This window comes from Sorangium sp. So ce302 (assembly GCF_051530145.1).
GTDB classification, from domain to species: Bacteria; Myxococcota_A; Polyangia; order Polyangiales; family Polyangiaceae; genus Sorangium; species Sorangium cellulosum_B.
The window spans coordinates 10,826,092-10,851,166 of sequence record NZ_CP150326.1; the positions used below are offsets into that span (position 1 = coordinate 10,826,092).

The following is a 25,075-nucleotide window of genomic DNA, read 5'->3' on the forward strand; positions in this document are numbered from 1 at the left end:
ATCCGCCATCCACGTGCTCGCTCCTCGCTCGCCGCGCTCGCGCTCTCTCCGCGCACACGTCCGCCGTTCGTCGCGCCAGTTCCAGCGCGCCGTCCCGTTGGTCGTCTCCTCCGTCCCACGCCGCTCCGGCGCTGCGGCTCATGCTCCGCCGCAGCCGCGTCGCTCACAACGTCACATCAGAACGCCTGCACCTCGGCCTTCACGCCCGCAGCTCCCTCGCCCTCCGCCTTCGCGCCCGGCCCGCCGGTGCCCGCTTCGCCCAGCTCGATCACCGCCCCTTGCACCGGCGGCGCCGCGCCCTTGTACGCGATCCCCAGCGCGTGACCGCCGCGACCGCCGCCTCCTTGACCACCGGGGCCTCCCTTGCCACCGGCACCGCCGGCGCACGCGTTGTTGAGCGCCGTCGCTTCCTCGGGCTTCGTGCCGCCAGGCCCACCGGCCCCTCCAGCACCGCCCTCCTGGCCAGCGCCGCCCTTGCCGCCTGCTCCGCCTCGCCCCGTCTTCAGCGTCACGTCCTCGAAGCTCAGCGCCGCGTTCAGGCTGATCAGCGCGATGCTCGATCCTCCCGCGCCGCCGCCTCGCCCGCCGGCTCCTCCGCAACCGCCCGCGCCTCCAGAGCCGCCGCTCGCGCCGCCCGCTAACGCTTCGTTCGGGCACTTGTCTGTGCCTGCGCCGCCCTTCGCTCCGCCTCCTCCGCCTCCGCCTTGCGCAGTGCCGCCCTTCGCGCCATCGCGGCCGGAGACACCGGTAAAGCCGCTGGCGCTGATCTCGCCGAGACCGGTGGCGCCCGCACCAGGGCCCCCCTCGGAGCCGTTCGCGCCTGCGGTCCCGTCGGTGCACACCGCCGCACCTTCGCCTTTGCCTCCGTTCGTCAAATTCTCCGGAGCACCGGGAATCCCGAGGAGGCCCGTGTCCGCTTCACCTGCGCCGCCTGAGCCTCCGCGCGAGTCATCGCTGGCATCCTCCGGCGTGCCGCAGTCGTTCTTGACCGACAACCCACCCAGCGACGCAGGTGCCGAGCACGCTTCGGTTCCTTCGTTCCCCATCGCGCCCCCCATCGCGCTCGTCTCGTACGCGGCTCCCTCGGCTCCCGCAGCCGCATCACCTGCCTCCAGCACGCACCGCGCGAGCTCCACGTTCACCTCTTCCGCCACCGCCGCGATCGACGACGCTCCCGCGAGTTCCACGTCATCCGGCTCGATCCCGCGCGCCAGCACGTGCACGTCCTCCACGCGCACGGTCGCCTCGACGCCCCCACCGCGCACCACCAGCGGGATCTCTCCTGCCTCCGCCGTCAGCACCGTCTTGCGCTGCTCGCCGGCCCAGCCCCATCCGCTCGCGCAGTCGAGCCCTCCGTAGATCGTCACGCCCTGCGTGACCTCCACTGCTTCCTCGAACGTCTCCGCGCACGCGTACACCCGACGCTTCTCATTCTTCTCCGCCAGCGCTAGCGCCGCCCCCAGCGTCTTCATCGGCGCCTCTTTCGTCGCAGTGTTCTCGTCGCTCCCCAACGACGACACGAACACCCCGCACGTGTCGTCCACCGCCATGGGGTTCTCGCTCGGCACGCAGACGGCGGGCGTCCCACCACCGGTGCCGCCAGCGCCGCCATCACAGAGGAGCTTGATCGTGCAGTCCTCCGGCATCGTGTACGGAAAGCAACCTAACCCCGTCACGGTTGGCCCCACCAGCAACACCCAAGCCCAGCAAGCAGTTCGATGCATGATCATTTCTCTCCGCGGCGCCTGGTCAGAGCACACCGCCCACGACAATCCCCAGGCTGCTGGCTCGGACGATGGGTGTCACATGCACGTGTCGGTCCGGCACTGAACGGCGAGTAGCGAGCCCGTAGACGAGCGTCCCAACCCCGACGGCTCCTGCGCTGGCGAAACTCCAGAACGCCGCGTTACTGAATGCATAGCGGTCGTCTACAGATTCGCTCAGCTCACGACATCCTGCCCGCGGATCGGAAGCCCCGCACGCACCCGTGCCACCGGCGCTGCGCAAGCGGCTTCGCTCTGTGTCTGCATCGCTGCCGTTCGCGTTCGCTAGGAATGTGAGTACCACCCCCGCAATCGCAGCCGCCCCCGCTGTCGCCGCACCACCGATCAGCACCGCCGTCCTCGGCCCTTCCGGTCGCGCCGGCACCGTTGGCGGAGACGACCACCCGGCTTTCCGCGGCATCGGCGCCATCACCGCCGGCGCCTTCGCCTCCGGCCCCGTCGTCTCCGGCGCCTTCACCGCCTTCGGCGTCAGCTCCGGCATGACCGTCTCGGTCACCCCCGGCGCCGCCACCAGCCGCACCGCCTCGTCCTCGTACCCCGCTCGCCGGATCACCAGCGTGTGCTCCCCCGGGTCCACGTACAGCTCATGCTTCACCGCGTCCTCCGGCACGCGCTCGCCGTCCACGAACACCTCCGCGTCCGCCACGTCCGTTCCCTGAAGCCGCACTGCCCCCACCTGCGCCTTCGCCTCGTCCAGCAGCGCCAGCATCCGCGCTAGCCGCTCCGGCTCGATCTCCGGGCCCACCGTGCGCACCCCGTACGCAAGGTGATTCGCCGCAGACACAGGCTTGTTCAGCCTCAGCTGCACCTGCCCGAGGTTCACTGCGATGTCGAACGACTTCATCCGCGCCCACGCACGCAGGTACAGGAGCTCCGCTTCCTCCAGACGACCCGCGATGTGCTCCCGACGCCCTTCCTCGAAGTCGCGCAGCGCACCATCGCGCGCGCTCACCTCACTCGACGGAGGTTTCGCTCGCTCCTCGCCGCGGACGCTGCTCGTCGCTGCCGTGCTCCCGAGCAGCACCGACATCGCAAGCCATCCCGCATGCAGCTCTCGTCTCACGATCGCTCCCTCATCCGCGCAACATCCACCGTCCACGTGCTCGCACCTCGCCCAGTCGCTCGCCGCGCTCGTTCTCCCGCCACGCGCGCACACGTCCCCGTTCGTCGCGCCTACTCCAGCGCGACGTTTCGCTCTTCTCTCTCGTCGCCTCGCTCCACGCGGCGGTTGCGGCGTCCTGTTCGCCGCGACCACCGCGTCGAGCCGCGTCACCTCAGAACGCCCGCGCCTCGGCCTTCACACCCGCGGCGCCCTCGCCCTCCGCGTTCGCACCCGCGCCGCCCGGACCCGCGTCGCCCAGCTCCACCGTCACGCCTTGCACCGGCGGCGCCGCGCCCTTGTACGCGATCCCTAGCGCGTGACCGCCTCGCCCTCCGCCACCGGGACCGCCCGCTCCTCCCTTGCCGCCCGGACCACCAGCGCACGCGTCGTGCAGCGCCGTCGCTCCTTCGGCCTTCGTCCCGCCTGGACCGCCCGCTCCTCCAGGACCGCCTTCTTGGCCTGCACCGCCTTTGCCTCCAGCTCCGCCGCGCCCCGTCTTCAGCGTGACCTCCTCGAAGCTCAGCTGCGCGTTCAGGCTCATCAGCGCGATGCTCGATCCGCCCGCGCTGCCGCCTCGACCACCGGCACCACCGCAGCCGCCAGCACCACCTGAGCCGCCGCTCGCGCCACCGGCCACCGCTTCATCCGTGCACTTGTCTACGCCCGCGCCGCCCTTCGCTCCGCCTCCTCCGCCTCCGCCCTGCGCGGTGCCGCCCTTGGTGCCGTCGCGGCCGGCGGCGCCGGTGAAGCCGCTGGCGCTGATCTCGCCGAGACCGGTCGCACCGGCGCCAGGCCCGCCCACGGTGCCGTCGTCTCCCGCGGTCCCGTCCTTGCAGCGCACCTCTCCTTCTTCACCCGTGCCGCCGTTCAGGATCGCCCCGGGCGAACCTTTGTCCCCCCCGCCGCCTTTGCCCGCTTGACCGATGCCGCCGGCACCACTGAGCGAATCGTCGCTCTCATCCTCCGGCGTGCCGCAGTCGTTCTTCACTTCTCCGCCCGGAACGACGAGGGCTTCCGAGCACGCCGCGTTGCCGCCGTTCCCCATCGCGCCCCCCATCGCGCTCACCTCGTGCAGCGCCCCGTCTGCTCCCGCCGCCGCATCGCCTGCCTCCAGCACGCACCGCGCGAGCTCCACGTTCACCTCTTCCGCCACCGCCGCGATCGACGACGCTCCCGCCGACTCCACGTCGTCAGGTTCGATCCCGCGCGCCTGCACGTGCACGTCCTCAACGCGCACCTTCGCCTCTGCTCCCCCGCCGCGCATCAGCAACGGGATCTCTCCTGCCCCCGCCGTCAGCACCGTCTTCCTCTGCTCGCCGGCCCAACCCCATCCGCTCGCGCAGTCCAGGCCCCCGTAGATCGTCACGCTCCCCGCGACCTCCACCGACTCCGCGAACGTCTCCGCGCACGCGTACACACGCCGCGTTCCGGTCGCTTCCGCCTGCGCCAACGCGGCACGCAGCGTCTTCAACGGCGCCTCCTTCGTCGCGTCGTTCTCGTCGCTCCCGGACGTCGACACGAACACACCGCACTCGTCGTCCACTCCGGCGGCGTTCTCGCTCGGCACGCACGCGATGGGTGGTGCACCACCACCGGAACCGCTACTCATGAAGTGAGAGCACGTCCGAAGCAGTTCGCAGTCGTTCTCGATGTGGTACCAGAGGCCATCGCAAGCGACGCCCTGCATGGCGCTCATCCACATCATCAGGAGCAAGCACTGCCTGCGCAGGCTCATTGTCTGTGCCTTTGAGGTCTTCACCACGCACCTGCCACGATGACGCCAGCCGTGCGTGAGCCTCCGAACGGCGTCACGCGCACCGCTGTTTCTGTTGACTTCTGAGGGTTCGGCCACACTGCATAGGCGGCCGCGGCGATAGCCAGCCCCGCCGACACGATGTAGCTGCCGAGCGCGAGGTCGCCCATCGTCCCAGCACGCGACGCAGCGTCGCTCGTTTGTGTGCAGGTCTCCATGAACTCTCCTCGTGGCGCGATGCACTGCTCGTTCGCTCTCGCGAGCACATCGCTGTACCGGTGCGCATCCGCGCTCGCGTCGTTCGACGCCACCGTGAACCCCACCGCCACCCCGAGCCCCACCGCGCTCGCCGCCCCCAGCGCGATGACCGGCACCCAGCTCCGCTGCTCCTCCACCCGCGCCCCCGCCGCGGGCGCCTTCGTCTTCGCCTCCCCCTTCGCCGCTGCCGCCGCGCCCTGCGCGCCCTTCGAGCCTCCGGCCCCCGGCACCTTCGCCCCCGCCGCGCTCGTCTCCGGCGCCTTCACCGCCTTCGGCTTCAGCTCCGGCATGACCGTCTCGGTCACCCCCGGCGCCGCTACCAGCCGCACCACCTCGTCCTCGTACCCCGCTCGCCGGATCACCAGCGTGTGCTCCCCAGGCTCCACGTACAGCTCATGCTTCACCGCGTCCTCCGGCACACGCTCGCCGTCCACGTACACCTCCGCGTCCGCCACGTTCTTCACCCGCACCCGCAACGTCCCCACCTGCGCCTTCGCCTCGTCGAGGAAGTGCCGTATCCGCGCGATCTGCTCCGGCTTCGTCGACGGCGGCGCCGTCCTCAGCGCGAACGCGAGGAACGCCGCCGCCGACCGCACCTTGTTCAGCTGGATCTGCACCTCTCCGAGGTTCGCCGCGATGTCGAACGTCCTCACGAGCGCCCACGCCTTCAGGTACAGGAGCTCCGCGTCAGACCACCGCTTCTGCTTGAACGCCTCGTTCCCATCTCGGTAGAGCTGCGTCGCGCGGGCGTTGTCGCCGCGGCCCTCGTCGTCGCCGCTCGCCGCCGCGGCCGGCGGCGCGGGCTGCGCCAGGGCCGCCGCGGGCGCCAGGGCGCAGGCGGACAGCGCGCATAGCGCCGCGCCCGCCACGTGCATCTTCAGGTTCCTCATCGCGTCTCCCATCGTCGATCCATCCTGGCGGCTCAATCGAAGTTCGGTGTGTCGTAGGGGCTCGGCGGGCGCGGCGCCTCCTGCCTCTCCCTCGCCGGCGCCGCGCCCGCCGGCTCCCTCGGCGCCTGCTGCGACGGCGTCGCGGAGCTGCCATCACGCGCCCTCGGCGCAGTGCCCTGCGACGCCGCCGACGCCGCCGGCCCACCCGACCTGTCCTGCTGCGCGCCGCTCGCTGCTCCCGGCGATCCTTCCATGGGCGGCGTCATCCGCACCGAGGCCGCGGCTCCACCCGGCGCTGCGACCGGCCCCTCCGACGCGCTCACAGCCGGAGCGCTGGCCATCGCTGCCCCCAGCGTGCCTGCCTTCTCCGCAACCGGCGCGCCTGCCTTCTCCGCAGCCGCCCCCTTCGCCTCGCCCTGCGCCGCGCCCGCCTTCTCCGCGGCCGTCTCTCCCGCACCGTCGCTCGCTCCCCACCCGGCTCGCAGCACGGACACCCCGATCGCCAGCAAAACGCCCACCGCTAGCACCCACGCCGCGCGCTGCCGGCCCGCCCGGCGCTGCGTGCGCCGCGCCGCCGCGACCTCCGCGAGCCGCGGCGCCGCGCGTCCCGCGCCCGCGCTCCCCGTCGTCTCGTCTCTCCCGGTCGCCGCGTCTCCCTCCGCCGCCTCGCCCCTCCCCGCCCCCTCGCTCCCCGCCGCCTCGCTCCCCCTCTCCTCACCGCCCCCGCCCCGCCCCCCGTGCCACTCCGCGAGGATCTCGCTGTCGATCACGATCGGCTGCCGCTTCGTCACCCCCAGCCCCTCCGGCATCGACACGCTCGGCGCCCCCACGTCCGCCAGCGGCGCGCGCTGCTCCGGGTTGCGCGCCCCGCCGCCCCGCCTCGCGCCCTCCCGCGGCGGCGGCACACGCCGCGGATCCTCGATGTGGATCCGCTCCATCTCCACCGTCGGGTGCAGCGGCCTCGGCGCGACCTCGCCCACCGCGTAGGCCTTCGCCTCGTCCTCGCCCTGGCTCTGGATCGCCCGGGGCACGCCCGCCGCTTCGCCGTGCTGCTTCGCCATCGCCTCGCTCCCTGCACCCGCGCGGCCTACCGCCCGCGCGACCCGGGTCCTCGCTTCCCCGCGCCTTCCGTGCCTCCTGCGCCTCCACCGGCCGGCCCATCGCCCCGCACCCCGCGCAGCACCGGCGCGCCCCACGGCTCGCCCCGCGGCGGCGGCATCTCCGTCACCCCCCGCTTCCACAGTGCCTTGCGCAGCCGCTCCCGCCCTCGCTCCAGCCGCCGCCGCACCGTGATGTACGCCACCCCGAGGAACGCCTCCGCCTCGTGCATGTCCATCCCGTCCACGAACACCGCCCCGAGCGCCCGCTGCTCGTCCTCGGGCAGCTCGGCGAACGCCTCCCCCAGCGCCCGGATCGCCCCCACGTACGCCACGCGCTCCGCCGCCTCCTCGTCGGACACCGGCCGCCGCATCGCCGCCACCCCCGCCACGACCCCCACCGTCGCCAGCGCGTCGCAGAACTCCTGGAGCCGGCCCTGGATCTCCTCCGGGCCGTCCCGCAAGAGGTCGAACCCGCCCTCGTGGTGCTCCGACAACGCCGCCATCGCGCGCCGCATCGCCACGTCGCGCCGCCGCGCCTGCGTCTCCGCGCGGATCAGGTCCAGCATGCTCCCGTCCATCCGCGCGCGCGCGTACCCCTCGAACGAGACGCCCTGCGCCTCGTCGTACCGGCGCACCGCCTCCACCACGGCCGCCGAGCCCGTCGCGGCGAGCTCGTCCCGGTCGACCAGCCCCGCGTACCTGCGCGCGTACCAGCGGGCCTGGGCCTCGACCATCGGCAGCGCGCGCTCGACCATCGCCCGCTGCCTCGGCGTGAGCAGCGGCAGCACCTCGGCGTCTTTGCCCTCGCCCTCGCCGGTCACGCGCCCTCCCTCCCGCCGCCCGCCGCGCCTCCCTTGCGGTCGTGGCCACGCTCCGCCGGCGCGCCCTCGCACGGCACCTCCCCGCTCGACGACGGCACCGGCCGCGCCATCAGCTGGCGCAACAGCGCGACGGAGTAGGGGTTCTTGACGAGCTCGTCCTCCATCGCCTCGCGCAGCTGCGCCAGCATCGCCTCCGGCACGAGCCCGCGGTACGGCGCGAGGCTCCGCTCGATCGTCTCCGCCACCACGCGCTCCGCGCGCAGCCGCTGCTCGTCGTTTCGATCGTCCTGTGACATTCCGGCCTCCTCTCCGCGCGCGCTCCAGCGCTTCGCCCTGCACATCCCTAGAAAATGGGTACGTCTCCGAAGGGCGGCGCGGCCCCCTGCCGCCCCGGCTTGGCCGTCGCCGCTGGCCGGCGCGCCGACCCGACCGGGGTTGCCGTCCTGACCGGGGTTGCCGACCTGACCGGGGTTGCGGTTGCCGACCTGACCGGGGTTGCCGACCTGACCGAGGTTGCGCCCGCCGCCGCCGGCCTGGCCGGGGTTGCCGGCCTGACCGAGATTGCGCCCTCCGCTCCGACCGAGGTTGCGCCCTCCGCTCCGACCGAGGTTGCGCCCTCCGCTCCGACCGAGGTTGCGCCCTCCGCTCCGACCGAGGTTGCGCCCTCCGCCGCACCGACCGGCGTTGCGCTGGCGGCCGCCGTTGCGCTGGCGGCCCCCGTTGCGCCGACAGCCGCGGTTGCGCCGGCATCCTCCGCCGAGGTCGCGGGCGTGCCCGGCGGCGCGAGCCACCGCACGGCCACCGCGCTCGCCGCCGAGGACGCGAGCACCAGCGCGATCAGCATCCACGGCGCCATGCGCACCTCGCGCCCGGCGCGCGCTCCCTCTCCCCGCTCCCCCGGCCCGCGCTCGCCCTCCGCGGCCAGCTGCCGGAGCATCGGGCTCGTCGTGCGCACCGCGGGCGGCCGGGACGACCCCGGCGGCGGACCGGACGGCGACGACAGCGACGTCACCTCCATGATCTCCGTCCCCCGCGCCGTCCTCCCTTGGCTGCCCGGCGCGCGCCCGTCCCCCTCGCGGCCCGCCGGCCACGGTCCAGGCCCGAACGCCGCCGCCCGGACGCTCTCCAGATCCATCGGCGCCGTTCCGCCGGGCCCCAGGGCGGGCGCCGGCGACGCCACCACCACCCTGGCCGACGGCTCCCGCCGCGGCACCTCGAGCGTCGGCCCCGTCACCGGCGCGCGGTAGACCGCGCGCCGCCCCGACCGGCCCGGGATCGGCGGCTCGCCGGGCGGCGTCGCCAGCGAGATCCGGCCCTCCGCCTCGTCCTGCTCGAGGCGCCTGCGCAGCGCGATCATCCCCTGCGCCATCTCGGCCATCGACAGGTACCGCGCCGCCGGCTGCTTCGCCGTCGCGCGCCGGATCACCTCGTCCACGTACGCCGGCAGCCCCGCCACCTCCGACAGCGGCGCGGGATCCGCGAAGAACTGCCAGTTCACGAGCTTCGTCCGGTCGTCGAACGCGTCGCGGAACGGGTGGCGGCCGGCCATCATCTCCCAGAGCACGAGCCCCAGCGAGTACACGTCGAAGCGCGCGTCCGCCTCGTTCCCGGCGAGGTTCTCGGGCGCCATGTACGCGGCCGTCCCGAGGCGCACGTTGCGCTGGGTCGTCCGCATCTCGTAGGGGATGACCTTCGCGATCGAGAAATCGACGACCTTCACCATCCCGTCCGCGGTGAAGACGATGTTGTCCGGCTTCACGTCGCGGTGGATGATCTGGTTCTCGTGCGCCGCGTCGAGCCCCCACGCGGCCTCGAGCGCGACGTGCAGCGCGAACAGCGGCGACAGCCTCCCCTGGCGCTCCAGGATGGTGCTCAGCGTCGGCCCGTCGAGGAACTCCATGAGCATCCACGCCGTGCCGTCCGCCTCGCAGCCGATGTCGAAGACCTCGACCACGTTGGCGTGCTGGATCCCGAACGTCCCGTGGGCCTCGGCCAGGCTCCTCTCGGCCTTCCTGGCGTCCTTCCGGTCGCGCAGGTGCATCATCTTAAGGGCGCACCGCGCGCCGGTGATCCGGTGGCGGACCTCGTACACCTCGCCGGAGTACCCGGCGCCCACGAAGCGCACGATCTCCATCTGGTGAAAGACCTGACCCGGCTGGAACACCTGCCGCTCGATCGGCTCCTCGGCGTCGCTCACGGCGCTCTCCCGCTCCTTCCCGGCGCCCACGCTATCCGCGGGCTGCTGCGGCGGGAACGCCTCGGTGACGGCCAGCGCGGCGGCGGGCAGGTCCGCCGTGACGGCCAGCGCCGCCGTGACGAAGGCCGGCCGTCTCGTGGGTTCCGTGAGAGGGAGCATCGCGTTGTCCATGGGCGGGTGCCTCTCGGGCGAGCGCCCCTCCTCTGGAGGCGCTGCCGTCGCCTACCCATGTCGATACGGCGCCGCCGGAGTGCTCACCCGATCGACGTCTCCCCCTTCGAATACGACGCGACCGCCGACCACCAGGCGCCCACGTCCCGGCGGCCCTCGCATGCCCGCTGGCCCATGGCCACTGGCCTCCGGCCAATGGCCTCCGGCCAATGGCCTCTGGCCAATGGCCGCGCCGAGCACGGTTCCGACAGGACCCTTTGCGCAAAGCGGTTGCGAACGCGCGAGGCGCTCCCGCTAAGATGCCCAGTTTCCTGGGGGAGGATCGGAGAAGAGAACGATGGCAGCCTATGGATACAGCTTCGTCACCGACAAGGCGTTCAGCGCCTTCGCGCGGGATCTCGAGCAGGGAGCGTGGAAGGGCGTCTCGATCGACAAGTACGATGTCCCGAACCGCGTCCCGGCGGCGCTCCTGCTCGAAGCGCCGAAGCCGGTCATCTGGAAGGCGCGCGCGCTCTGGAGCATTCGGGCGCTCGACGAGGCGCTCGGCGTCGCCTCGGCCGCGGCGCTCGCCGAGCTCGACACGGAGTGGGACACTGCCCAGCGGGCGCTGCACCTGTTCCTGGCCTCGGCGGCCGAGAGCAAGGATCCAGCGCAGCGCGACGCGGCGGTGCGGCTCCGCGGCGCCCTGCTCGCGGGGGCGGGCACCGAGCAGACCCGGTACACGTACGACGCCGAGGTCGATTACGGCTGGCACCAGGTCGCGGTCGCGGGCAAGGCGCCGCTCGCCGCCGACGTGAAGAAGGTCGGCGCCGGCGCGTACCTGAAGCGCATCGACGAGGCGACCGAGGCGCTCGCCAAGGGGCTCGGCCGGAGCTCCGGCCAGAAGCGCGCGGTCGCGCGGTCGAAGCGCATCCGGGAGGCGGTGGTCGCGTGTACGCAGGCGTTCAACGCCATCCACGGCGAGATCGGCTGGCTCATCGAGCACACGCCGACCGGCAAGCACCGCGAGCTCCTCGAGGCGCTCCACGCGCCGTTCCTCGCCCTCCTTGAGCGCAGCCCGCAGCGCGCCCCGGCGGCCGCCGCACCGGAGGAGGAGGAGGCCGCGCCGGCTGAAGAGAACGCCGCGGAGACCGAGGCAGAAGAGAGCACGCCCGGCTGAGCCGGCGGACGAGCGCAGGGGGCCGGCGAGCGCTCACCGTCCCGCCTCCGCCGCCCCCTGCAGCCCTTGCCCGAACCCCTGCCAGCTCTCCGCAGCCCTTGCCCGAACCCCTGCCGGCTCTCCGCAGCCCTTCCCCCAACCCCTGCCGGCTCTCCGCAGCCCTTCCCCCAACCCCTGCCGGCTCTCCGCAGCCCTTCCCCCAACCCCTGCCGGCTCTCCGCAGCCCTTCCCCCAACCCCTGCCGGCTCTCCGCAGCCCTTCCCCCAACCCCTGCCGGCTCTCCGCAGCCCTTCCCCCAACCCCTGCCGGTGACCGGCAGCACGTCCTGCCCTCGTTGCCGTCGCGCTTGCAGCGCGTTCTCGGACGGAACCGCGCCTTCTCGTGACGTTCTGCTATCCTCCGCCGCCGTGATTGTGGACCAACCCCCCACACCTGCCCCTCACGAGGCTCCGGAGGACCGGGCCACGTTCGGGCTCGCCGCCTTCGATCCTCGTCCGAGCCTCATGGCGCCTTCCATCGCGCCGGCCGCCTCGGCGGCGCCGCACGTCTCGGTGGTCGTCCCGGGGCTGAACGAGGCGGAGAGCCTGACGGAGCTCGCGCAGCGGGTGGATCAGGCCTTGAAAGGGCGCTTCTCCTACGAGCTCATCTTCGTGGACGACGGCAGCACGGACGACAGCTGGGGCGTCATCTCCAGGATCCGCGCGGAGAACCCGGTCGTGAAGGGGATCCGGCTGCGGAAGAACTTCGGCAAGGCGACGGCGCTCACGGCCGGGTTCCGCAAGGCGAGGGGCGCCGTGGTCGTCACGATGGATGCCGATCTCCAGGACGACCCGGCCGATCTGCCGAGCTTCATCGCCAAGGTCGAGGAGGGCCTCGACGTCGTGGTGGGCTGGAAGGTCAACCGCCTGGACCCCGCCAATCGCCTCGTCCTGTCCCGGATCTTCAACGGGACCGTCCGCGCGGTCACGGGCGTGAAGCTCCATGACATGAACTGTGGCTTCAAGGCCTACCGTCGCGAGGTGCTGCGCACCATCCCGATCTACGGAGATCTCTTCCGGTACATCCCGGCGCTCGCTGCCTGGCAAGGCTTCCGCGTCACGGAGATCCCGGTGCGCCACCACGCTCGCAAGTACGGCGCCTCGCGCTACGGACTGGAGCGCATCCTGCGCGGCTTCTTCGACCTGCTCAGCGTCATGTTCCTGACGCGCTACTCGAAGAAGCCGATGCACCTCTTCGGCCTCATCGGCCTGGTCTTCGCTGCGACCGGCGTGACCATCAACGCGTATTTGACGTTCCTCTGGCTGCTCGGTCACAAGATCGGAGACCGGCCGCTGCTCCTCCTCGGCGTGCTGATGATCCTCCTCGGCATCCAGTTCTTCTCGATGGGTTTCATCGGCGAGTTCCTCACCTTCCAGATGCAGCAGCGCCACCTGGCAGACGAGCCGCCCATCCGCGAGGAGTTCGAGTGATCTCCGAGCCTCGCCTCGATCGGTCCTGGGTCCCCGCGTCCGGGCGCCTCCCCTCTCTTCAGGCCCTCTGCTCCGCGGCGCCGCGCTGAGCGCGCGGCCGGGGTTTGCCGTCGTGGGCCGCACCGCCCTGCGCGCCCTCGTCCGCCTGATTGGCCCGCTCTTGCTCGTCCTCGTGGTCGTGCGCATGGACGACCGGGACGCGGTGCTCGGCGCGGTCGTATCGGCCTCGGCTGGCCCGCTCGCGCTCGCGGCGGCGCTGAACGTCCTCAACATCCACCTCAAGGTGGTCCGCTGGGACGCGCTGCTGCGCGCCCGAGGCATCGTCTATCCGCTTCGGCGTGCGTGGAGCGCCTACGCGACGTCGCTCTATGTTGGCATGCTGACCCCCGGGCGGGTCGGCGACCTGCTCCGGATCCGCTACCTGCGCCACGACCTCGGCGTGCCTTACGCGGAGGGGCTGGCCACCGTCGTGATGGACAGGCTGTGTGATCTCTACGTGCTCGCCGCGTTCGTCGCGGTCGGCGTCGCCCGTTACAGCGCGGTGATCGCCGGCCGCCTGGCCTGGCTGACGTGGGGTGGAATCGCCCTCACGGTCCTTGCGCCCCTCGTGTTGCTCATCCCCGGGCTGGCCGAGCGGCTGCTGCTCGCCTTCTCGCGCAAGCTCGCGAAGGATCCGTCGGAGAGCGCGGAGCCCGGCGCGGCGAGCCGCTTCCTGGTCGCGCTGCGCGCTCATGTCGGGCGCGGGCTCCTCTTCACGCTCCCGGTCACGGTGGCGACGTTCGTCGTCAACTTCGCGCAGGGCTACCTCATCGCGCGCGCCCTTGGCGTACCGCTCTCGCTCTTCGACGTCACCTGCTTGCTCGCCATCGCGAACCTGCTCGGTCTCTTGCCGATCTCGATCGCCGGCGTAGGTGTCCGAGAGCTCTTCTTCTCCCTCGTATTCCCTTCGCTCGGCTTCACCGCCGAGCACGGCGTCAGCTTCGGCCTGCTGGTCTTCGCCGTCATCTACCTCGTCGTCGTCGCCGTCGGTTTCGTGAGCTGGCAGCTGGCCCCCCCGCCCACCTCCCCGGCCCCATCCACCTCCCGATCCGGCTAGCGCCCCGAGCTCCTGCGTCGCCCGCAGGGGCGAGCGCGAGCGACGATCTCCTTCGATCGACTCAGAGCGAGATCGGGGTCGTGAGCCGAAGAGGCTCCCCCTCGAAGGCCGGCACCCGCGCCGCGGCGGCTCGGAACGCGTCGACCACGCACGCGCCGACCTCGGTCCCGGCGAAGGGCGCCCCGTCCAGCGCCACGTGGGCCTCGCCGCTCGGCGCGAAGGTCACGGTCACGCTCCCCTCCCCGCTCGGCCCGTCCGGCTGCCAGCAGCGCTTCGCCCGGACACGGCCGTGCTCGAGCGCCGCGCCCGCGGCCTTGCCCACCCGGACGCGCGCCCCGTCGACCCGGCTCGACCAGGTGTCGTACCCCTCGTGAGAGCGCAGCGACACCTCGGCAGAGGGGGGGTACGCCCCGCCGCGCTGCAGGCAGTGCGAGGGGCGCACCATCGCATAGCCCGTCGCGGTGGCGAAGCTGCACACCGCGAGCGCCACCAGCAGGGCCCGCTGCCCACCGCCCCGGCCGAGCGGCCCGTCGGGCGGCCCATCATCGTTCGATCCGTCACGCAACCGCTCGACCTCCGCACGGATCTCCGCGATCTCCGCGTCCCGGGCGGCGAGCGCCGCATCCCGCTCCTTCAGCTTGGCTTCGAGGGTTTCGATGCGCGCGCGAGCCGCATCGAGATGATCCCGGTAGTGCGACATGGCGCCATTCTACCGCGGGCCGCGCGTGGCGCCCTGCCCTTCCCGCGCCCTCGCGTCGTTACACGCCCTTCCGCGTCCTTTCGCGATGTTCCCCCCGCTCCTTGACAGCGGGGGGTGGGGTCAAGTAGCCGAGGACCCGCCTCACCTATGCTAGAGAACCACCGCACCAGGCTGAACAGCGCGCTCGCCAAGCTCGACGGCGCCCTCGAGCGGCTCGCGCGCGCCGCCTTGACCCTGGCGCCGTGGCCGATCCTCTACGGCATGAGCATCGCCGTGACGGCCTGGGTCTTCACCCACCCGAGCCGGCACGCGCAGCTCGACACGAACAAGCTGACCGAGGTGGAGCGCCGCTGGATGGCCGGCGGCGCCGTCGCCGCCATCGTGGGGGTCGGGCTCGCCTACTTCCTCGTGATGCTGGCGCGGCGGGCCCGCACCCGCTCGTGGGACTTCGTGAGCACCGTGGGCCGCCTCAACCGCGCCCTGATCCCCCTGCTCGCGCTCCCGTTCGTCGCCGCGCTCAAGCTCCCGAACATCGAGAAGGACAGCCCGAAGAGCACGATCTTCTTCGCCGCCCTCGCCGCTGTGGCCACGGGCGCCGGCGCCTACGCCTGGGGCCGCCGCGCGCGGCTCTCGCCCGGGCTCGACGATGCGTCCGAGCTCGATGGCGCGCCCGCGCGCGGAGGCGGCGCCGCGCGGTGGCTCCCGCCGCTGGCCCTGCTCGCGATGTGGACGGGCTACACGCTCTTCTTCTCCCGGCTCGCGATCACCAACCACCACGCGCTGCACACCAGGACGCCCGACCTCGGGTACTACGACAACATCTTCTACCAGACGATCCACGGACGGCCGCTCGGCTGCTCCTGGCTCAAGGCCGGTTACCACGGCTCCGCGCACTTCGACCCGATCCTCATCCTGCTCTCGCCGCTCTACCTCATCTACCCGAGGGCGGAGTTCCTCCTCATCCTCCAGTCCGCGTGGCTCGGCGCCGGCGTCGTCCCCGTGTACCTGCTCGCGCGCGACAAGCTCGCTCACCGCGGCAAGGCGCTCCTGCTCGCCGCCGTGTGGGCCATCTATCCGGCCCTGCACGGCGCGAACATGTACGAGTTCCACTCGCTCGCGCTGATCTCCCCGCTCGTCGTCTGGCTCCTCTACTTCTACGAGACCGGCAGGGACAGGCTGTACTGGGTCACCCTCGCCGTGCTGCTGCTCTGCCGGGAGGACGTCTCCCTGCTGATGTGCTTCATCGGGCTCTACGCCATCTTCGACCGGCGCCCGGGCAGGACCCGCCTCGGCTGGGTGACCATCGCGACGAGCCTCGTCTACTTCGTCATCGTGAAGCTGTTCTTCATGACGTCGGCGGGCATCATCATGTCCGGCAAGGACGCTTATTCGTTCGCCTATTACTACGAGGAGCTCATGCCGAACCGGAGCGGGCTCGGCGGCATGCTCGTCTCCCTCCTCACGAACCCTGTCTTCGCGCTCAAGGTCCTGCTGGAGGAGCCGAAGATCATCTTCCTGCTCCAGCTCTTCGTCCCCCTCTGCTTCCTGCCCTTCCTCGCCAAGCCCGGGCGCTGGATGCTGGCCTACGGGCTCCTGTTCTGCCTGCTCGCCTCGCGCGACGCGGTGTTCTCGATCCACTTCCAGTACTCGTCGATCCTCTTCCCCATCGCGTTCGTGCTGACGCCGATCGCGCTCAAGCGGATCGAGGGCTCCGGGCCGGCCGCGTACTACGGGCTCGACGGGCGGCGCCTGTCGCGCGCGCTGCTCGCCGCCATGATCGTGGCGGCCGCGCTGATGTCGTGGAAGTTCGGCGGCCTCGTCGAGAACGCGTCGTTCAGGGGCGGCTTCTCCCGCGTGGCGCGCAAGCTGACGCCCGACCAGGAAGCGACCTACGCCTGGGTCCGGAAGCAGGTGGAGGCGATCCCGAAAAGCGCCATCGTCGGCGCGACGAGCAAGATGGGACCGCACGTGTCGAACCGGAAGGAGGCCTATTTCTATCCGGGCGACCGCGCCGCGACCGTCCAGTACGTGCTGCTCGACGAGGGGGAGCTCAAGGGCAAGGACCAGGAGCGCCACAACGCGGCGGTGAAGCGCGGCGAGCTCGAGGAGCTCAGCCGGCTGAAGAAGCTGGCGCTGTTCAAGCGGGTCAAGCCGCCGTCGAAGGCGCAGCCGCCGGCCCCGGCGGCCTCCGACGAGCCCCCTACCGGAGACCCGCCCCCGGAGCTACGAAAGCCGGACCGAAAGGGCGGCGGCGCGCCGCCTGCGCCCTCCACCACCGCGGAGCAAGATGAAGACCCTCCTCCTGGCCCATGACTTCAACGCGACCTCCGAGATCGCCCTCGACACGGCGATCGAGCTCGCCCGCAAGCTGTCCGCGAAGATCGTCGTCGCGCACGTGTACAGCGTGCCCGTCTACAGCTTCCCGGAAGGCTCGTCCCTGATCCCCTCGGCCGAGGACGCCGCCCGCATCGCCGATGCGGCGCAGCGGAGCCTCGATCAGGTGCTCGAGCGCCGGCGCGCCGCGCCGGGCGTCGAGATCTCGGGCGTGCTGCGCGCCGGCGTCCCCGACGAGGAGATCTGCCGCCTCGCGGACGAGATCGGCGCCGACATGATCGTGATCGGGACGCACGCGCGCGGGGCGGTCGCGCGGGCGCTGCTCGGCAGCGTGGCGCAGCGGGTGGTGAGATCGGCAAAGGTCCCGGTCCTGTCGATACGGGGACCACAACCGGCCTGATGTATGTGACATCACGAAACGATCGGATCCGGTGTCCGGCGCCGCCGAACCGGGCGTTAGAAATTTCCCGACTTCCTGTCAAATGCGTCCTGCCGCGACGACGAAACCTCGTTGAAACATTGGGCACGTTACGCCCGTGCCATGAAGATCGACACTGGGGATACGGCCTGGCTCCTCGCATCGACAGCCCTCGTCCTTTTCATGACGCCGGGCCTCGCCCTGTTCTACGGCGGCATGGTGCGCCGCAAGAACGTGCTCGCGACGCTCATGCACTCGTTCGCCGCGCTCGCGGTGATCTCGGTGCAGTGGGTGGCCGTCGGGTACTCGCTCGCGTTCGGGACCTCGCACGGTGGGCTCATCGGCGGGTTCGACTTTGTCGGTCTGCACGGGATCGCGACGGTGGAGCGCGGCACGGTGCCGCACATCGCGTTCGCGGCGTTCCAGATGATGTTCGCGGTGATCACGCCCGCGCTCATCGCGGGGGCGTTCGCCGAGCGGATGCGGTTCTCGGCGTACCTGGTCTTCATCCTGCTCTGGTCCACGCTCGTCTATGACCCGGTGGCGCACTGGGTGTGGGCGGAGAAGGGCTGGCTCTTCGAGATGGGCGCTCTCGACTTCGCGGGCGGCACCGTGGTTCACCTCGCGGCGGGCATCTCGGCGCTGATCTGCGCGCTCGTGCTGGGCAAGCGCACGGGATATCCGCACGAGCGGCACGTGCCGCACAACCTGACGATGACCCTGACGGGCACGGGCATCCTGTGGTTCGGGTGGTTCGGCTTCAACGCCGGCAGCGCGCTGACGTCGGGCGGGCTCGCGGCGCTGGCGCTGCTCGACACGCACCTCGCGGCGGCGGCGGGCGGCGCGGCGTGGCTCCTCGTCGAGTGGGCGCAGCGAGGCAAGCCGACCGCGCTCGGCGTGGCGTCCGGCATCGTGGCCGGGCTCGTCGGGATCACGCCCGCGGCCGGGTTCGTGGCGCCGTGGGCCGCCGTCGTGATCGGCCTGCTCGCGGGCGTGGTGTGTTATGCGGCGGTCGTCTCGAAGGAGCGCCTGCGCTACGACGACTCGCTCGACGCGTTCGGCGTCCACGGCGTGGGCGGCCTCCTCGGCGCGGTCCTCACCGGCGTCTTCGCCGAGAAGGCCCTGAACGAGGCCGGCCGTGACGGCGTGATCGCCGGCAACCCGGGGCAGATGGTCCCGCAGCTGGTCGGCATCGCGGCCGTCGGCCTGTACGCCGCGATCGTGACCTTCGTGCTCCTCAAGCTGGTCGACAAGCTGATCGGCCTGCGCGTGCCCGAGAGCGACGAGCGCGAGGGCCTCGACGCAACCGAGCACGGCGAGACCGGTTACGCGCTGTAGCGACACAGAGGGGGGCAGCCACAGACCCAGGTCGACAAGGGCTCCCGGCCGCGCTCGTCCTCCCGGTGAGGAGGGAACCGCGCGGCCGGGGGTGCCGTCGCTGTTGCCTCCCCCGGGGCGCACCGCTAGAGCGACGGACGGTTCGAACCGAAAGGCGCCGAGAGCGCCAGGAGAGCTCGACAATCTCTTGGCGCTCCCGGCGCCCTGACGGTTTCTACGCTCGAACCGAACGGTGCTCCATCTTGCGCCGAACCTTCCCCCTGGGCGCGCGCCGCGAGCGGGCGCCCCGTCATCACGGAGCAGACAGGCATGAGCGGCCATTCCAAGTGGGCCACCATCAAGCGCAAGAAGGGCGCGCTCGACGCGAAGCGCGGCAAGCTCTTCACGAAGCTGATCAAGGAGATCACCGTCGCCTCGCGCATGGGCGGCGGAGACCCGAACGGCAACCCGCGGCTCCGTAAGGCGATCAACGACGCCAAGGGCCAGGCGATGCCCGCCGACACGATCAAGCGCGCCATCCAGCGCGGCACCGGCGAGATCGAGGGCGCGAACTACGAGGAGATCCTCTACGAAGGAACAGGGCCCGGCGGGACGCTGTTCCTCTGCGAGGCGATGACCGACAACCGGAACCGCACCGTCGCCGAGATCCGGAAGATCTTCGAGAAGAACAACGGGCAGCTCGGCGCCGGCGGCTCCGCGCAGTGGGCCTTCGAGAGGAAGGGGATCATCCTCCTCGCGAAGGACGCGGCGACGGAGGATCAGCTGATGGACACCGCCGTGGGCGCGGGCGCCGACGACTACAGCGACCAGGGAGAGGAGTGGCAGGTGCTCTCCAGCGTCGACGTGATGGACACCGTCGTGAAGGCCCTCGAGGACGCGAAGATCGCGGTGAAGTCGAACTCCGCGGGCTACGTCCCCAAGAACAAGAAAGAGGTCGCGGGCCGCGACGCCGAGGTCTGCCTGAACCTCGTCGACTCGCTCGACGACCACGACGACGTGCAGAACGTCTACGCCGATTTCGACGTCCCCGACGAGGAGCTCGCGAAGCTCGAGGGCTGATCCCGCGGCAGGCGCGAGCCCGTCACGGCCGCCAGATCGGGAAGCTCACGATCGCCCACGAGAAGAACGCGTGGGCGAAGACGGCCGGCGCCAGGCGCCCGGTCCGGTGCACCACGCGACCCCACACGATCGAGCAGCCGAAGCCCGCCGCGACGAGCAGCGGGTTCGGCCCGGCCACCGGATCGCCGAGCAGGAACAGCGTGGGGGCGTGCGCGGCGGCGAACAGCGCGCTCGACAGCAGCCACGCGGCGCCCCGGTCGAGCGGCCCCTCCAGGGCGCGCAGGACGAGCCCGCGCCAGACGATCTCCTCCAGCGCGGCGATGACGAAGACGAGCGCGCCGACGAACACGCGCGCGTCGGCCGAGGGGTCGCCGAGCTGGAGGTACAGGCGAAGGACCCACGCCTCGCGAGGCGTGCCCCGCGGGGCGAGCAGCAGCTGCACCGCCATGGCAAGCCCGTAGAGCCCCGCCGCGACCAGGGCGCCGCGCGCGAGATCGCCGGACAGGGGGCGGAGCGCCGCGCGGAGCTCGCCGCGCCGGCGGAGCCACATCACGGTGATCGCCGTGAGGACGGCGTAGAGCGCGCCGAGCGCCGCGAGCATGGCAGGCGCGCCCGCGCGACCGGGATCGAACGCGAACGAGACGGCGAGCGCGACGCAGGCGGTGACGGACGCGGCGACGAGCGCGGCCTCCCGGCGCGAAGAGCGCGGCGGCTCGCGCGGATCGATCGCCCGCGGATCGCGCGACGAGGCCGGGGCGGCCGGGCCAGAGGCAACCGGAGGAGCCGCGGCGGAAGGAGCCGCGGCGCGGTCTTCGCCCGGGATCATCGCGCGCTCGCCTGACCCGTCGGACTCGTCCGACACGTCCAACTCGTCCAACACAATTGCAAGACCCGGTCGAGGATGCGGTCCGCGAGCGCCGGCTTGGGCAACACGCCGAGCGCGTCGGCGGCGTCGCGGGTCACGATCGTGGCGCGGTTGTCGTCCCGGCCGAACGAGTCCGCCGCGTGGTTGGCGACGATCATGTCGACGCGCTTGCTCGCGAGCTTGTGCCGCGCATAGGCGATGACCCCCTCGTCCGTGGCGGTCTCGACCGCGAACCCGACGAGCACCGGCGAGCGCGCTCCGTCGGCGCCGGCAGCGTCCGCCAGGCCGCCTCGCGCCGCGCCGATCTCCGCGAGCAAATCAGGGTTCGGCACGAGCGGGAGCGACGCGAGGTCGGGCGTCCGCTTCAGCTTGGTCGCGTGCTGCTCGGCCGGGCGGTAGTCGGACACGGCGGCCGTCATGATGAGCGCGTCGGCGCCGCGCAGGTCCTCGCCGAGCGCCTGCCAGAGCGCGCCGCGCATCGAGAGCGCGCCGCGCACGTCGACCCGGCGCGCGCCCGGCGGCGTGGAGAGCGACACGGGGCCGGCGATGAGCGTGACCTGCGCGCCCCGCGCCGCGGCCCGCTCCGCCACGGCGAAGCCCATCTTGCCGGTCGACCGGTTGCCGAGGAAGCGCACGGGATCGAGGTCCTCGAGCGTTGGGCCCGCGGTGACGACGACGCGGAGACCCGCGAGGTCGCGCGGGGCGAGCCGCGAGAGCGCCGCGGCCGCGATCGCCGCGGGCTCGGCCATGCGCCCGAGGCCGCGCTCGCCCGAGGCGACCTCGCCGAAGACCGGGCCGACGAGCTGCACGCGCCCGTCGGCCTCGAGCGTGGCGACGTTCCGCGCCGTCGCGGGGTGAGCCCACATGCGGGGGTGCATCGCCGGCGCGGCGAGCACCGGCCCCCGCGCGCACAGGGCGAGCGCCGTCACGAGATCGTCGGCGCGCCCCGCGGCGAGGCGGGCGATCACGTCGGCGGTCGCGGGCGCGAGCAGCACGAGATCGGCCTCGGCGGCGAGCGCGATGTGCAGCTCGCCCGCGAAGCCGGGATCCCACATGGTGTCGCGCACCGGCTCGCCGCAGAGCCCGCTCAGCGTCATGGGCCCGAGGAACTGTTGCGCCGCGCGCGTCATGATCGGGAGCACGCGCGCGCCGCCCTGGATCAACAGCCGGGCCACCTCGGCGGCCTTGTACGCGGCGATGCTGCCCGAGACGGCGAGCGCGACGGTCGGCCGCGCGCCCTCGGGGGCTTGGCCAGCGGGCAACGGGGCAGAGGCCTCGGGGCGAGGTGCGGGAGATGACGGCGTTCGGCCAGACATGGCGCAGGTGCCAGCGTGGGTCGGGGGGTCGGTCCGGCGTCCACCGTTGCACGAAAATCGCCGATCGTACACGGCCACGACACGGTACACGCTGCACCGCAGGCGGATGATCCGGGGCCGCGCTGCAGGCAGCGAGCTCGTGCTGGCGCGCACGCGCGCACCACCGCGCGCGCGCCGACACGCGCCAACGCGCCCGCGCAGCAAGAAACCCCGCTGGTTTTTGGGGCGTGGCAGTGGCATCACCCGCCGGGAGCGCGTAATGGGATGAGCTCCCTCAGAGGAACACGACAACGATGGCAAGCACCGTCCTCACCGGCATCAAGCCCACCGGAACGCCGCACCTCGGCAACTTCGTAGGGGCGATCAAGCCGGCGCTCGCGCTCGCAGGAACCGCGTCGAACGCGCTCTACTTTGTCGCGGACTATCACGCGCTCAACGTCATCCACGACGCGCAGAAGCTCCGGAGCCTGGTCCACGAGGTCGCCGCGACGTGGCTCGCGCTCGGCCTCGATCCAGAGAAGGTCATCTTCTACAGGCAATCCGACGTTCCGGAGATCTTCGAGCTCAGCTGGATCCTCTCCTGCTTCACGGCGAAGGGGCTCATGAACCGCGCCCACGCCTACAAGGCCGCTGTCGCCAAGAACATGGAGTCCCGGGCCGGGGCGTCGAGCGCCGCGGGCGCCGAGGACAGCGACGACCTCGACGCCGGGATCAACATGGGCCTCTATGGCTATCCGGTGCTGATGGCGGCCGACATCCTCCTGTTCAAGACGAATGTCGTGCCGGTGGGCAAGGACCAGGTCCAGCACATCGAGATCGCCCGCGATATCGCGCAGCGCTTCAACGCGATCTACGGCCCGACCCTCGTCCTGCCCGAGGCGCGCATCAGCGCCGAGACGGCGGTGATCCCGGGCCTCGACGGCCGCAAGATGAGCAAGAGCTACGACAACACCATCGCGCTCTTCCTGCCGCCGGAGAAGCTGCGCAAGACGATCTTCAAGTACAAGACGGACTCGTCGCCCCCGAGCGAGCCGAAGGATCCGAACACCTCGCCGCTCTTCCACCTCTACAGGGAGTTCGCCACGCCCGAAGAGGCGGAGGCGCTCCGCGGCCGCTACCAGGGCGGCATCGGCTGGGGCGAGGCGAAAGAGGCCGTGTTCGAGGTGCTGAACCGCGCGCTCGAGGAGCCGCGGCGCCGCTTCGCCGATCTCATGGCCAACCCGGCCCGCGTCGACGCCCTGCTCTCGGAAGGCGCCCAGCGCGCGCGGGCGCTCGCGGGCCCGACGCTCCACGAGGTGCGCCGGGCGATCGGCGCGCGCTGAAGGCCGCGGCGGCGGAGGACGAGCGGAGCTCGCCGCGGCCAGCGCGCGGCGAGCGCCGCCGAGCAGCCGCCGCCGGCTCCGTTCGAGGCCGCCCGCTCAGCCGCCGTCGCTCGTCGTCGTCTTCTTCTGGTTCTGGCGTCGCTTCTTGCCCTTGCCGCCCTTCGCCTCGTCCCCCGCGGGGTCCCGCTGGCCACGGGCTTCCGCCGCCGCCGCGCCCGGGGCCTGCGCGACGGCGATCCCCTCGGCGGGCGGCGCGTCCTCGCCGCGCGCGCGGCCGCCTTCCCCTTCGGCGCGCTCCTCCCCCTTCGCGCGGAACGTGCCGAACCCCGCGCGCTCGGTCCAGCCGCGCTCGCCCGTGAGCCCGGGCTCGCGGCTCTCGACGGTGCCGCCGCCCGGCTCCGGGCCGGTCACGCCTGGCGTGCGAACGTCCGGCCCCTGCGTCACGACGAGGTACTCGTCCGCCACGTACTCGGGGTGATTGTCGTCGGCCGTCTTGGCCTCGGGGTCGCGCGGGCCGCTCCCGACATGGACGATCTGCGCGGTCGGCGGGTAGCTGTCGCTCCACTTCTCCCGCACCGCGTAGGCGCCGTCGCGGACGACCCGCGAGCTCGTCGTCTTGAAGCCGGGGATGCCGCGCTGAGCGAGCGCCCGCGTCCCTTCGGGCAGCTTCGGCGTCGGGCGCTCCAGCTCCTCGAACGGGATGACCTCGTCGATGCGACGGAAGTACGTGACCGTGAGCTTGCGCGAGGGCCCGAGGATCTCGGCGCGCACGACGCCGCCGGCCACGGTCTCGTGGAGCACGATCGGGAAGTCGAACGGGTTCCTGAAGCGGTAGTTGATCGTCGGGTAGACGACGGTCGCGTCGAGGCCGAGCTTGATGTAGTAGCTCGGGCGGGAGTGCGGGTAGCGCTCGACGATCTCGAGCCCCGCGAAGAACGCGGCGCCGTGGAGCGTGCCCGAGATCTGGCAGGTCCCGCCGCCGAGCCCGTCGACGAGCTCTCCCTGGGCGATGACCGGAGCGACGCGGTACCCGTGCGCCTCGTCGCGCGGGCCGACCGTCTCGTTGAAGTCGAAGATCTCGCCCGGCATGACGACCACGCCGTCGAGCTTGGACGCCGCGAGCCTGAGGTTGTACGTCCTCTCCTTGGATCTCGCGCCGGTCGCGTAGCGCGTCTCGAAGTAGCCGAGCACCTGATCGAACTTGACGTTGCCGAGCTGCTCGGCGACGAGCTTCGGTGCGATCGTCTCGACGCTCGCCTGCGCGGTGTCCTCGCCCGCCCGGAGGGCGGCGTCGATGCGCGCGAGCGTGCCGTAGACGTCCAGCCGATACCCGATCTTCTCGGGCTTGAGCTGCTTCCCCTCGAGGTCGACATACGCGTCGACCGCGGGCGCGTCGAGCTCGACCTTCAGGTCGAGCAGCTTGCTGATCGCCCGCTCGGAGTCGAGGAGGAGCGGGATCGGGATGTCGAGCGGCGCGTCCTCGTCGCTCTTGTCGCCATCGCCGGCCCGCTCGTGCGCGCGGCGGAGCGCGCTCTCGGGGCGGAGCGCCTCGCGCACGAACTCGGCGAGGCGGACCCGGTTGATCTCGACGCCGAGATCGTTGCGGCGGAGCGCGCGCGCGGAGCCGTCGGGGAGCACGATCCGGATCTCCCCGGTGGCGTAGCGGCGCACGAGGTCGAGCGCGTTCGCCACCACGTCGCCGCCCGTCGGCACCGGCACCTGCGCCACGCGGAGGACCGGCGGGGGCTTGGGGCCGTCGTCCGGCGGGGGCGGCAGCACGAGGTAGGTGATGGCCAGGCCGCTCGTGACGAAGATCGCCACCAGCGCGGCGAACCGCCAGAGCTCCGGCGAGCGGCGAAGATCCATGCGAGGGCGGCCATCTTGAGAAGCGTTGCCCGAACCGTCAAGCGAACGCGGGCGCGC

At 72.1% G+C, this 25,075-nt stretch carries 20 protein-coding genes; 8 read left to right on the forward strand and 12 right to left on the reverse strand.

Going from position 1 to position 25,075, the window contains the following annotated elements:
- Positions 1-176: 176 nt before the first annotated feature.
- From WME73_RS41035 to WME73_RS41070, 8 genes are all read right to left on the reverse strand, one after another.
- The gene (locus WME73_RS41035; protein WP_437741692.1) at positions 177-1,676 is read right to left on the reverse strand and encodes a PGRS family protein; all 1,500 of its coding nucleotides are present in this window, start codon (positions 1,674-1,676) and stop codon (positions 177-179) included.
- Between the two features lie 73 nt (positions 1,677-1,749).
- A complete protein-coding gene (locus tag WME73_RS41040) occupies positions 1,750-2,847 on the reverse strand; it encodes a hypothetical protein (RefSeq protein ID WP_437913120.1) in 1,098 nt (365 codons plus the stop codon).
- A 211-nt stretch (positions 2,848-3,058) separates the two neighbouring features.
- Positions 3,059-4,621, reverse strand: a complete 1,563-nt coding sequence (locus WME73_RS41045) for a PGRS family protein (protein WP_437741694.1) — start codon at positions 4,619-4,621, stop codon at positions 3,059-3,061.
- Positions 4,622-4,641: 20 nt separating this feature from the next.
- Positions 4,642-5,787 (reverse strand): PEGA domain-containing protein, encoded by a 1,146-nt coding sequence (locus WME73_RS41050; RefSeq protein WP_437913121.1) that lies wholly within the window; start codon positions 5,785-5,787, stop codon positions 4,642-4,644.
- A gap of 32 nt (positions 5,788-5,819) precedes the next feature.
- A complete protein-coding gene (locus WME73_RS41055; RefSeq protein ID WP_437913122.1) occupies positions 5,820-6,848 on the reverse strand; it encodes a hypothetical protein in 1,029 nt (342 codons plus the stop codon).
- Between the two features lie 26 nt (positions 6,849-6,874).
- Complete coding sequence (locus WME73_RS41060; RefSeq protein WP_437913123.1) at positions 6,875-7,708, reverse strand: sigma-70 family RNA polymerase sigma factor; 834 nt, start codon at positions 7,706-7,708, stop codon at positions 6,875-6,877.
- Positions 7,705-8,004 (reverse strand): hypothetical protein, encoded by a 300-nt coding sequence (locus WME73_RS41065; protein ID WP_437853217.1) that lies wholly within the window; start codon positions 8,002-8,004, stop codon positions 7,705-7,707. The genes WME73_RS41060 and WME73_RS41065 overlap by 4 nt, the downstream gene beginning before the upstream one ends.
- Positions 8,005-8,051: 47 nt before the next feature.
- A complete protein-coding gene (locus WME73_RS41070; protein WP_437913124.1) occupies positions 8,052-10,064 on the reverse strand; it encodes a serine/threonine-protein kinase in 2,013 nt (670 codons plus the stop codon).
- A gap of 349 nt (positions 10,065-10,413) precedes the next feature.
- Between WME73_RS41070 and WME73_RS41075 the strand changes: the two genes are divergently transcribed.
- The 3 genes from WME73_RS41075 to WME73_RS41085 all read left to right on the forward strand — a co-directional run bounded on the left by WME73_RS41075 (position 10,414) and on the right by WME73_RS41085 (position 13,800).
- Entirely contained in the window at positions 10,414-11,235 is an 822-nt protein-coding gene (locus WME73_RS41075) for a hypothetical protein (protein WP_437913125.1), read from the forward strand.
- Between the two features lie 503 nt (positions 11,236-11,738).
- Positions 11,739-12,704, forward strand: a complete 966-nt coding sequence (locus tag WME73_RS41080) for a glycosyltransferase family 2 protein (RefSeq protein ID WP_437748094.1) — start codon at positions 11,739-11,741, stop codon at positions 12,702-12,704.
- Between the two features lie 112 nt (positions 12,705-12,816).
- Positions 12,817-13,800 carry a lysylphosphatidylglycerol synthase transmembrane domain-containing protein gene (locus WME73_RS41085; RefSeq protein WP_437913126.1) on the forward strand — a complete coding sequence of 328 codons (984 nt, stop codon included), beginning with the start codon at positions 12,817-12,819 and terminating at the stop codon, positions 13,798-13,800.
- Positions 13,801-13,861: 61 nt separating this feature from the next.
- Here the strand turns inward: WME73_RS41085 and WME73_RS41090 are convergent, their stop codons facing one another.
- Positions 13,862-14,500, reverse strand: coding sequence for a hypothetical protein (locus tag WME73_RS41090; RefSeq protein ID WP_437741705.1), 639 nt, complete (start codon positions 14,498-14,500; stop codon positions 13,862-13,864).
- 147 nt (positions 14,501-14,647) lie between these two features.
- Between WME73_RS41090 and WME73_RS41095 the strand changes: the two genes are divergently transcribed.
- The 4 genes from WME73_RS41095 to WME73_RS41110 all read left to right on the forward strand — a co-directional run bounded on the left by WME73_RS41095 (position 14,648) and on the right by WME73_RS41110 (position 19,649).
- Positions 14,648-16,813: a DUF2079 domain-containing protein gene (locus WME73_RS41095; protein WP_437913127.1), complete on the forward strand. Its 2,166-nt coding sequence runs from the start codon at positions 14,648-14,650 to the stop codon at positions 16,811-16,813.
- Positions 16,788-17,234, forward strand: coding sequence for a universal stress protein (locus WME73_RS41100; protein ID WP_437741707.1), 447 nt, complete (start codon positions 16,788-16,790; stop codon positions 17,232-17,234). The genes WME73_RS41095 and WME73_RS41100 overlap by 26 nt, the downstream gene beginning before the upstream one ends.
- Positions 17,235-17,375: 141 nt before the next feature.
- Positions 17,376-18,590 carry an ammonium transporter gene (locus tag WME73_RS41105; protein ID WP_437741708.1) on the forward strand — a complete coding sequence of 405 codons (1,215 nt, stop codon included), beginning with the start codon at positions 17,376-17,378 and terminating at the stop codon, positions 18,588-18,590.
- Between the two features lie 309 nt (positions 18,591-18,899).
- Positions 18,900-19,649, forward strand: a complete 750-nt coding sequence (locus WME73_RS41110) for a YebC/PmpR family DNA-binding transcriptional regulator (RefSeq protein WP_437295193.1) — start codon at positions 18,900-18,902, stop codon at positions 19,647-19,649.
- A 22-nt stretch (positions 19,650-19,671) separates the two neighbouring features.
- Here the strand turns inward: WME73_RS41110 and WME73_RS41115 are convergent, their stop codons facing one another.
- Together WME73_RS41115 and coaBC are read right to left on the reverse strand one after the other, a co-directional pair.
- Positions 19,672-20,511, reverse strand: a complete 840-nt coding sequence (locus WME73_RS41115; protein ID WP_437913128.1) for a CPBP family intramembrane glutamic endopeptidase — start codon at positions 20,509-20,511, stop codon at positions 19,672-19,674.
- Complete coding sequence (coaBC, locus tag WME73_RS41120) at positions 20,472-21,830, reverse strand: bifunctional phosphopantothenoylcysteine decarboxylase/phosphopantothenate--cysteine ligase CoaBC (RefSeq protein ID WP_437913129.1); 1,359 nt, start codon at positions 21,828-21,830, stop codon at positions 20,472-20,474. Before coaBC ends, WME73_RS41115 begins: the two co-directional genes overlap by 40 nt.
- A gap of 293 nt (positions 21,831-22,123) precedes the next feature.
- On the opposite strand from coaBC, the gene WME73_RS41125 reads away from it, so the two are divergent.
- The gene (locus WME73_RS41125) at positions 22,124-23,152 is read left to right on the forward strand and encodes a tryptophan--tRNA ligase (protein ID WP_437741711.1); all 1,029 of its coding nucleotides are present in this window, start codon (positions 22,124-22,126) and stop codon (positions 23,150-23,152) included.
- A gap of 96 nt (positions 23,153-23,248) precedes the next feature.
- Here the strand turns inward: WME73_RS41125 and WME73_RS41130 are convergent, their stop codons facing one another.
- Positions 23,249-25,018, reverse strand: a complete 1,770-nt coding sequence (locus WME73_RS41130; RefSeq protein WP_437741712.1) for a VanW family protein — start codon at positions 25,016-25,018, stop codon at positions 23,249-23,251.
- Positions 25,019-25,075: the final 57 nt, after the last annotated feature.

Excerpts from the sequence above, each read along its gene's own strand:
- WME73_RS41110 (WP_437295193.1), top strand. The coding sequence starts at position 18,900 with ATGAGCGGCCATTCCAAGTGGGCCACCATCAAGCGCAAGAAGGGCGCG.
- WME73_RS41125 (WP_437741711.1), top strand. The coding sequence starts at position 22,124 with ATGGCAAGCACCGTCCTCACCGGCATCAAGCCCACCGGAACGCCGCAC.
- WME73_RS41100 (WP_437741707.1), top strand. The coding sequence starts at position 16,788 with ATGAAGACCCTCCTCCTGGCCCATGACTTCAACGCGACCTCCGAGATC.
- WME73_RS41090 (WP_437741705.1), bottom strand. The coding sequence starts at position 14,500 with ATGTCGCACTACCGGGATCATCTCGATGCGGCTCGCGCGCGCATCGAA.
- WME73_RS41070 (WP_437913124.1), bottom strand. The coding sequence starts at position 10,064 with ATGCTCCCTCTCACGGAACCCACGAGACGGCCGGCCTTCGTCACGGCG.
- WME73_RS41045 (WP_437741694.1), bottom strand. The coding sequence starts at position 4,621 with ATGAGCCTGCGCAGGCAGTGCTTGCTCCTGATGATGTGGATGAGCGCC.
- WME73_RS41050 (WP_437913121.1), bottom strand. The coding sequence starts at position 5,787 with ATGAGGAACCTGAAGATGCACGTGGCGGGCGCGGCGCTATGCGCGCTG.
- WME73_RS41055 (WP_437913122.1), bottom strand. The coding sequence starts at position 6,848 with ATGGCGAAGCAGCACGGCGAAGCGGCGGGCGTGCCCCGGGCGATCCAG.
- WME73_RS41080 (WP_437748094.1), top strand. The coding sequence starts at position 11,739 with ATGGCGCCTTCCATCGCGCCGGCCGCCTCGGCGGCGCCGCACGTCTCG.
- WME73_RS41065 (WP_437853217.1), bottom strand. The coding sequence starts at position 8,004 with ATGTCACAGGACGATCGAAACGACGAGCAGCGGCTGCGCGCGGAGCGC.
- coaBC (WP_437913129.1), bottom strand. The coding sequence starts at position 21,830 with ATGTCTGGCCGAACGCCGTCATCTCCCGCACCTCGCCCCGAGGCCTCT.
- WME73_RS41075 (WP_437913125.1), top strand. The coding sequence starts at position 10,414 with ATGGCAGCCTATGGATACAGCTTCGTCACCGACAAGGCGTTCAGCGCC.
- WME73_RS41130 (WP_437741712.1), bottom strand. The coding sequence starts at position 25,018 with ATGGATCTTCGCCGCTCGCCGGAGCTCTGGCGGTTCGCCGCGCTGGTG.
- WME73_RS41105 (WP_437741708.1), top strand. The coding sequence starts at position 17,376 with ATGAAGATCGACACTGGGGATACGGCCTGGCTCCTCGCATCGACAGCC.
- WME73_RS41095 (WP_437913127.1), top strand. The coding sequence starts at position 14,648 with ATGCTAGAGAACCACCGCACCAGGCTGAACAGCGCGCTCGCCAAGCTC.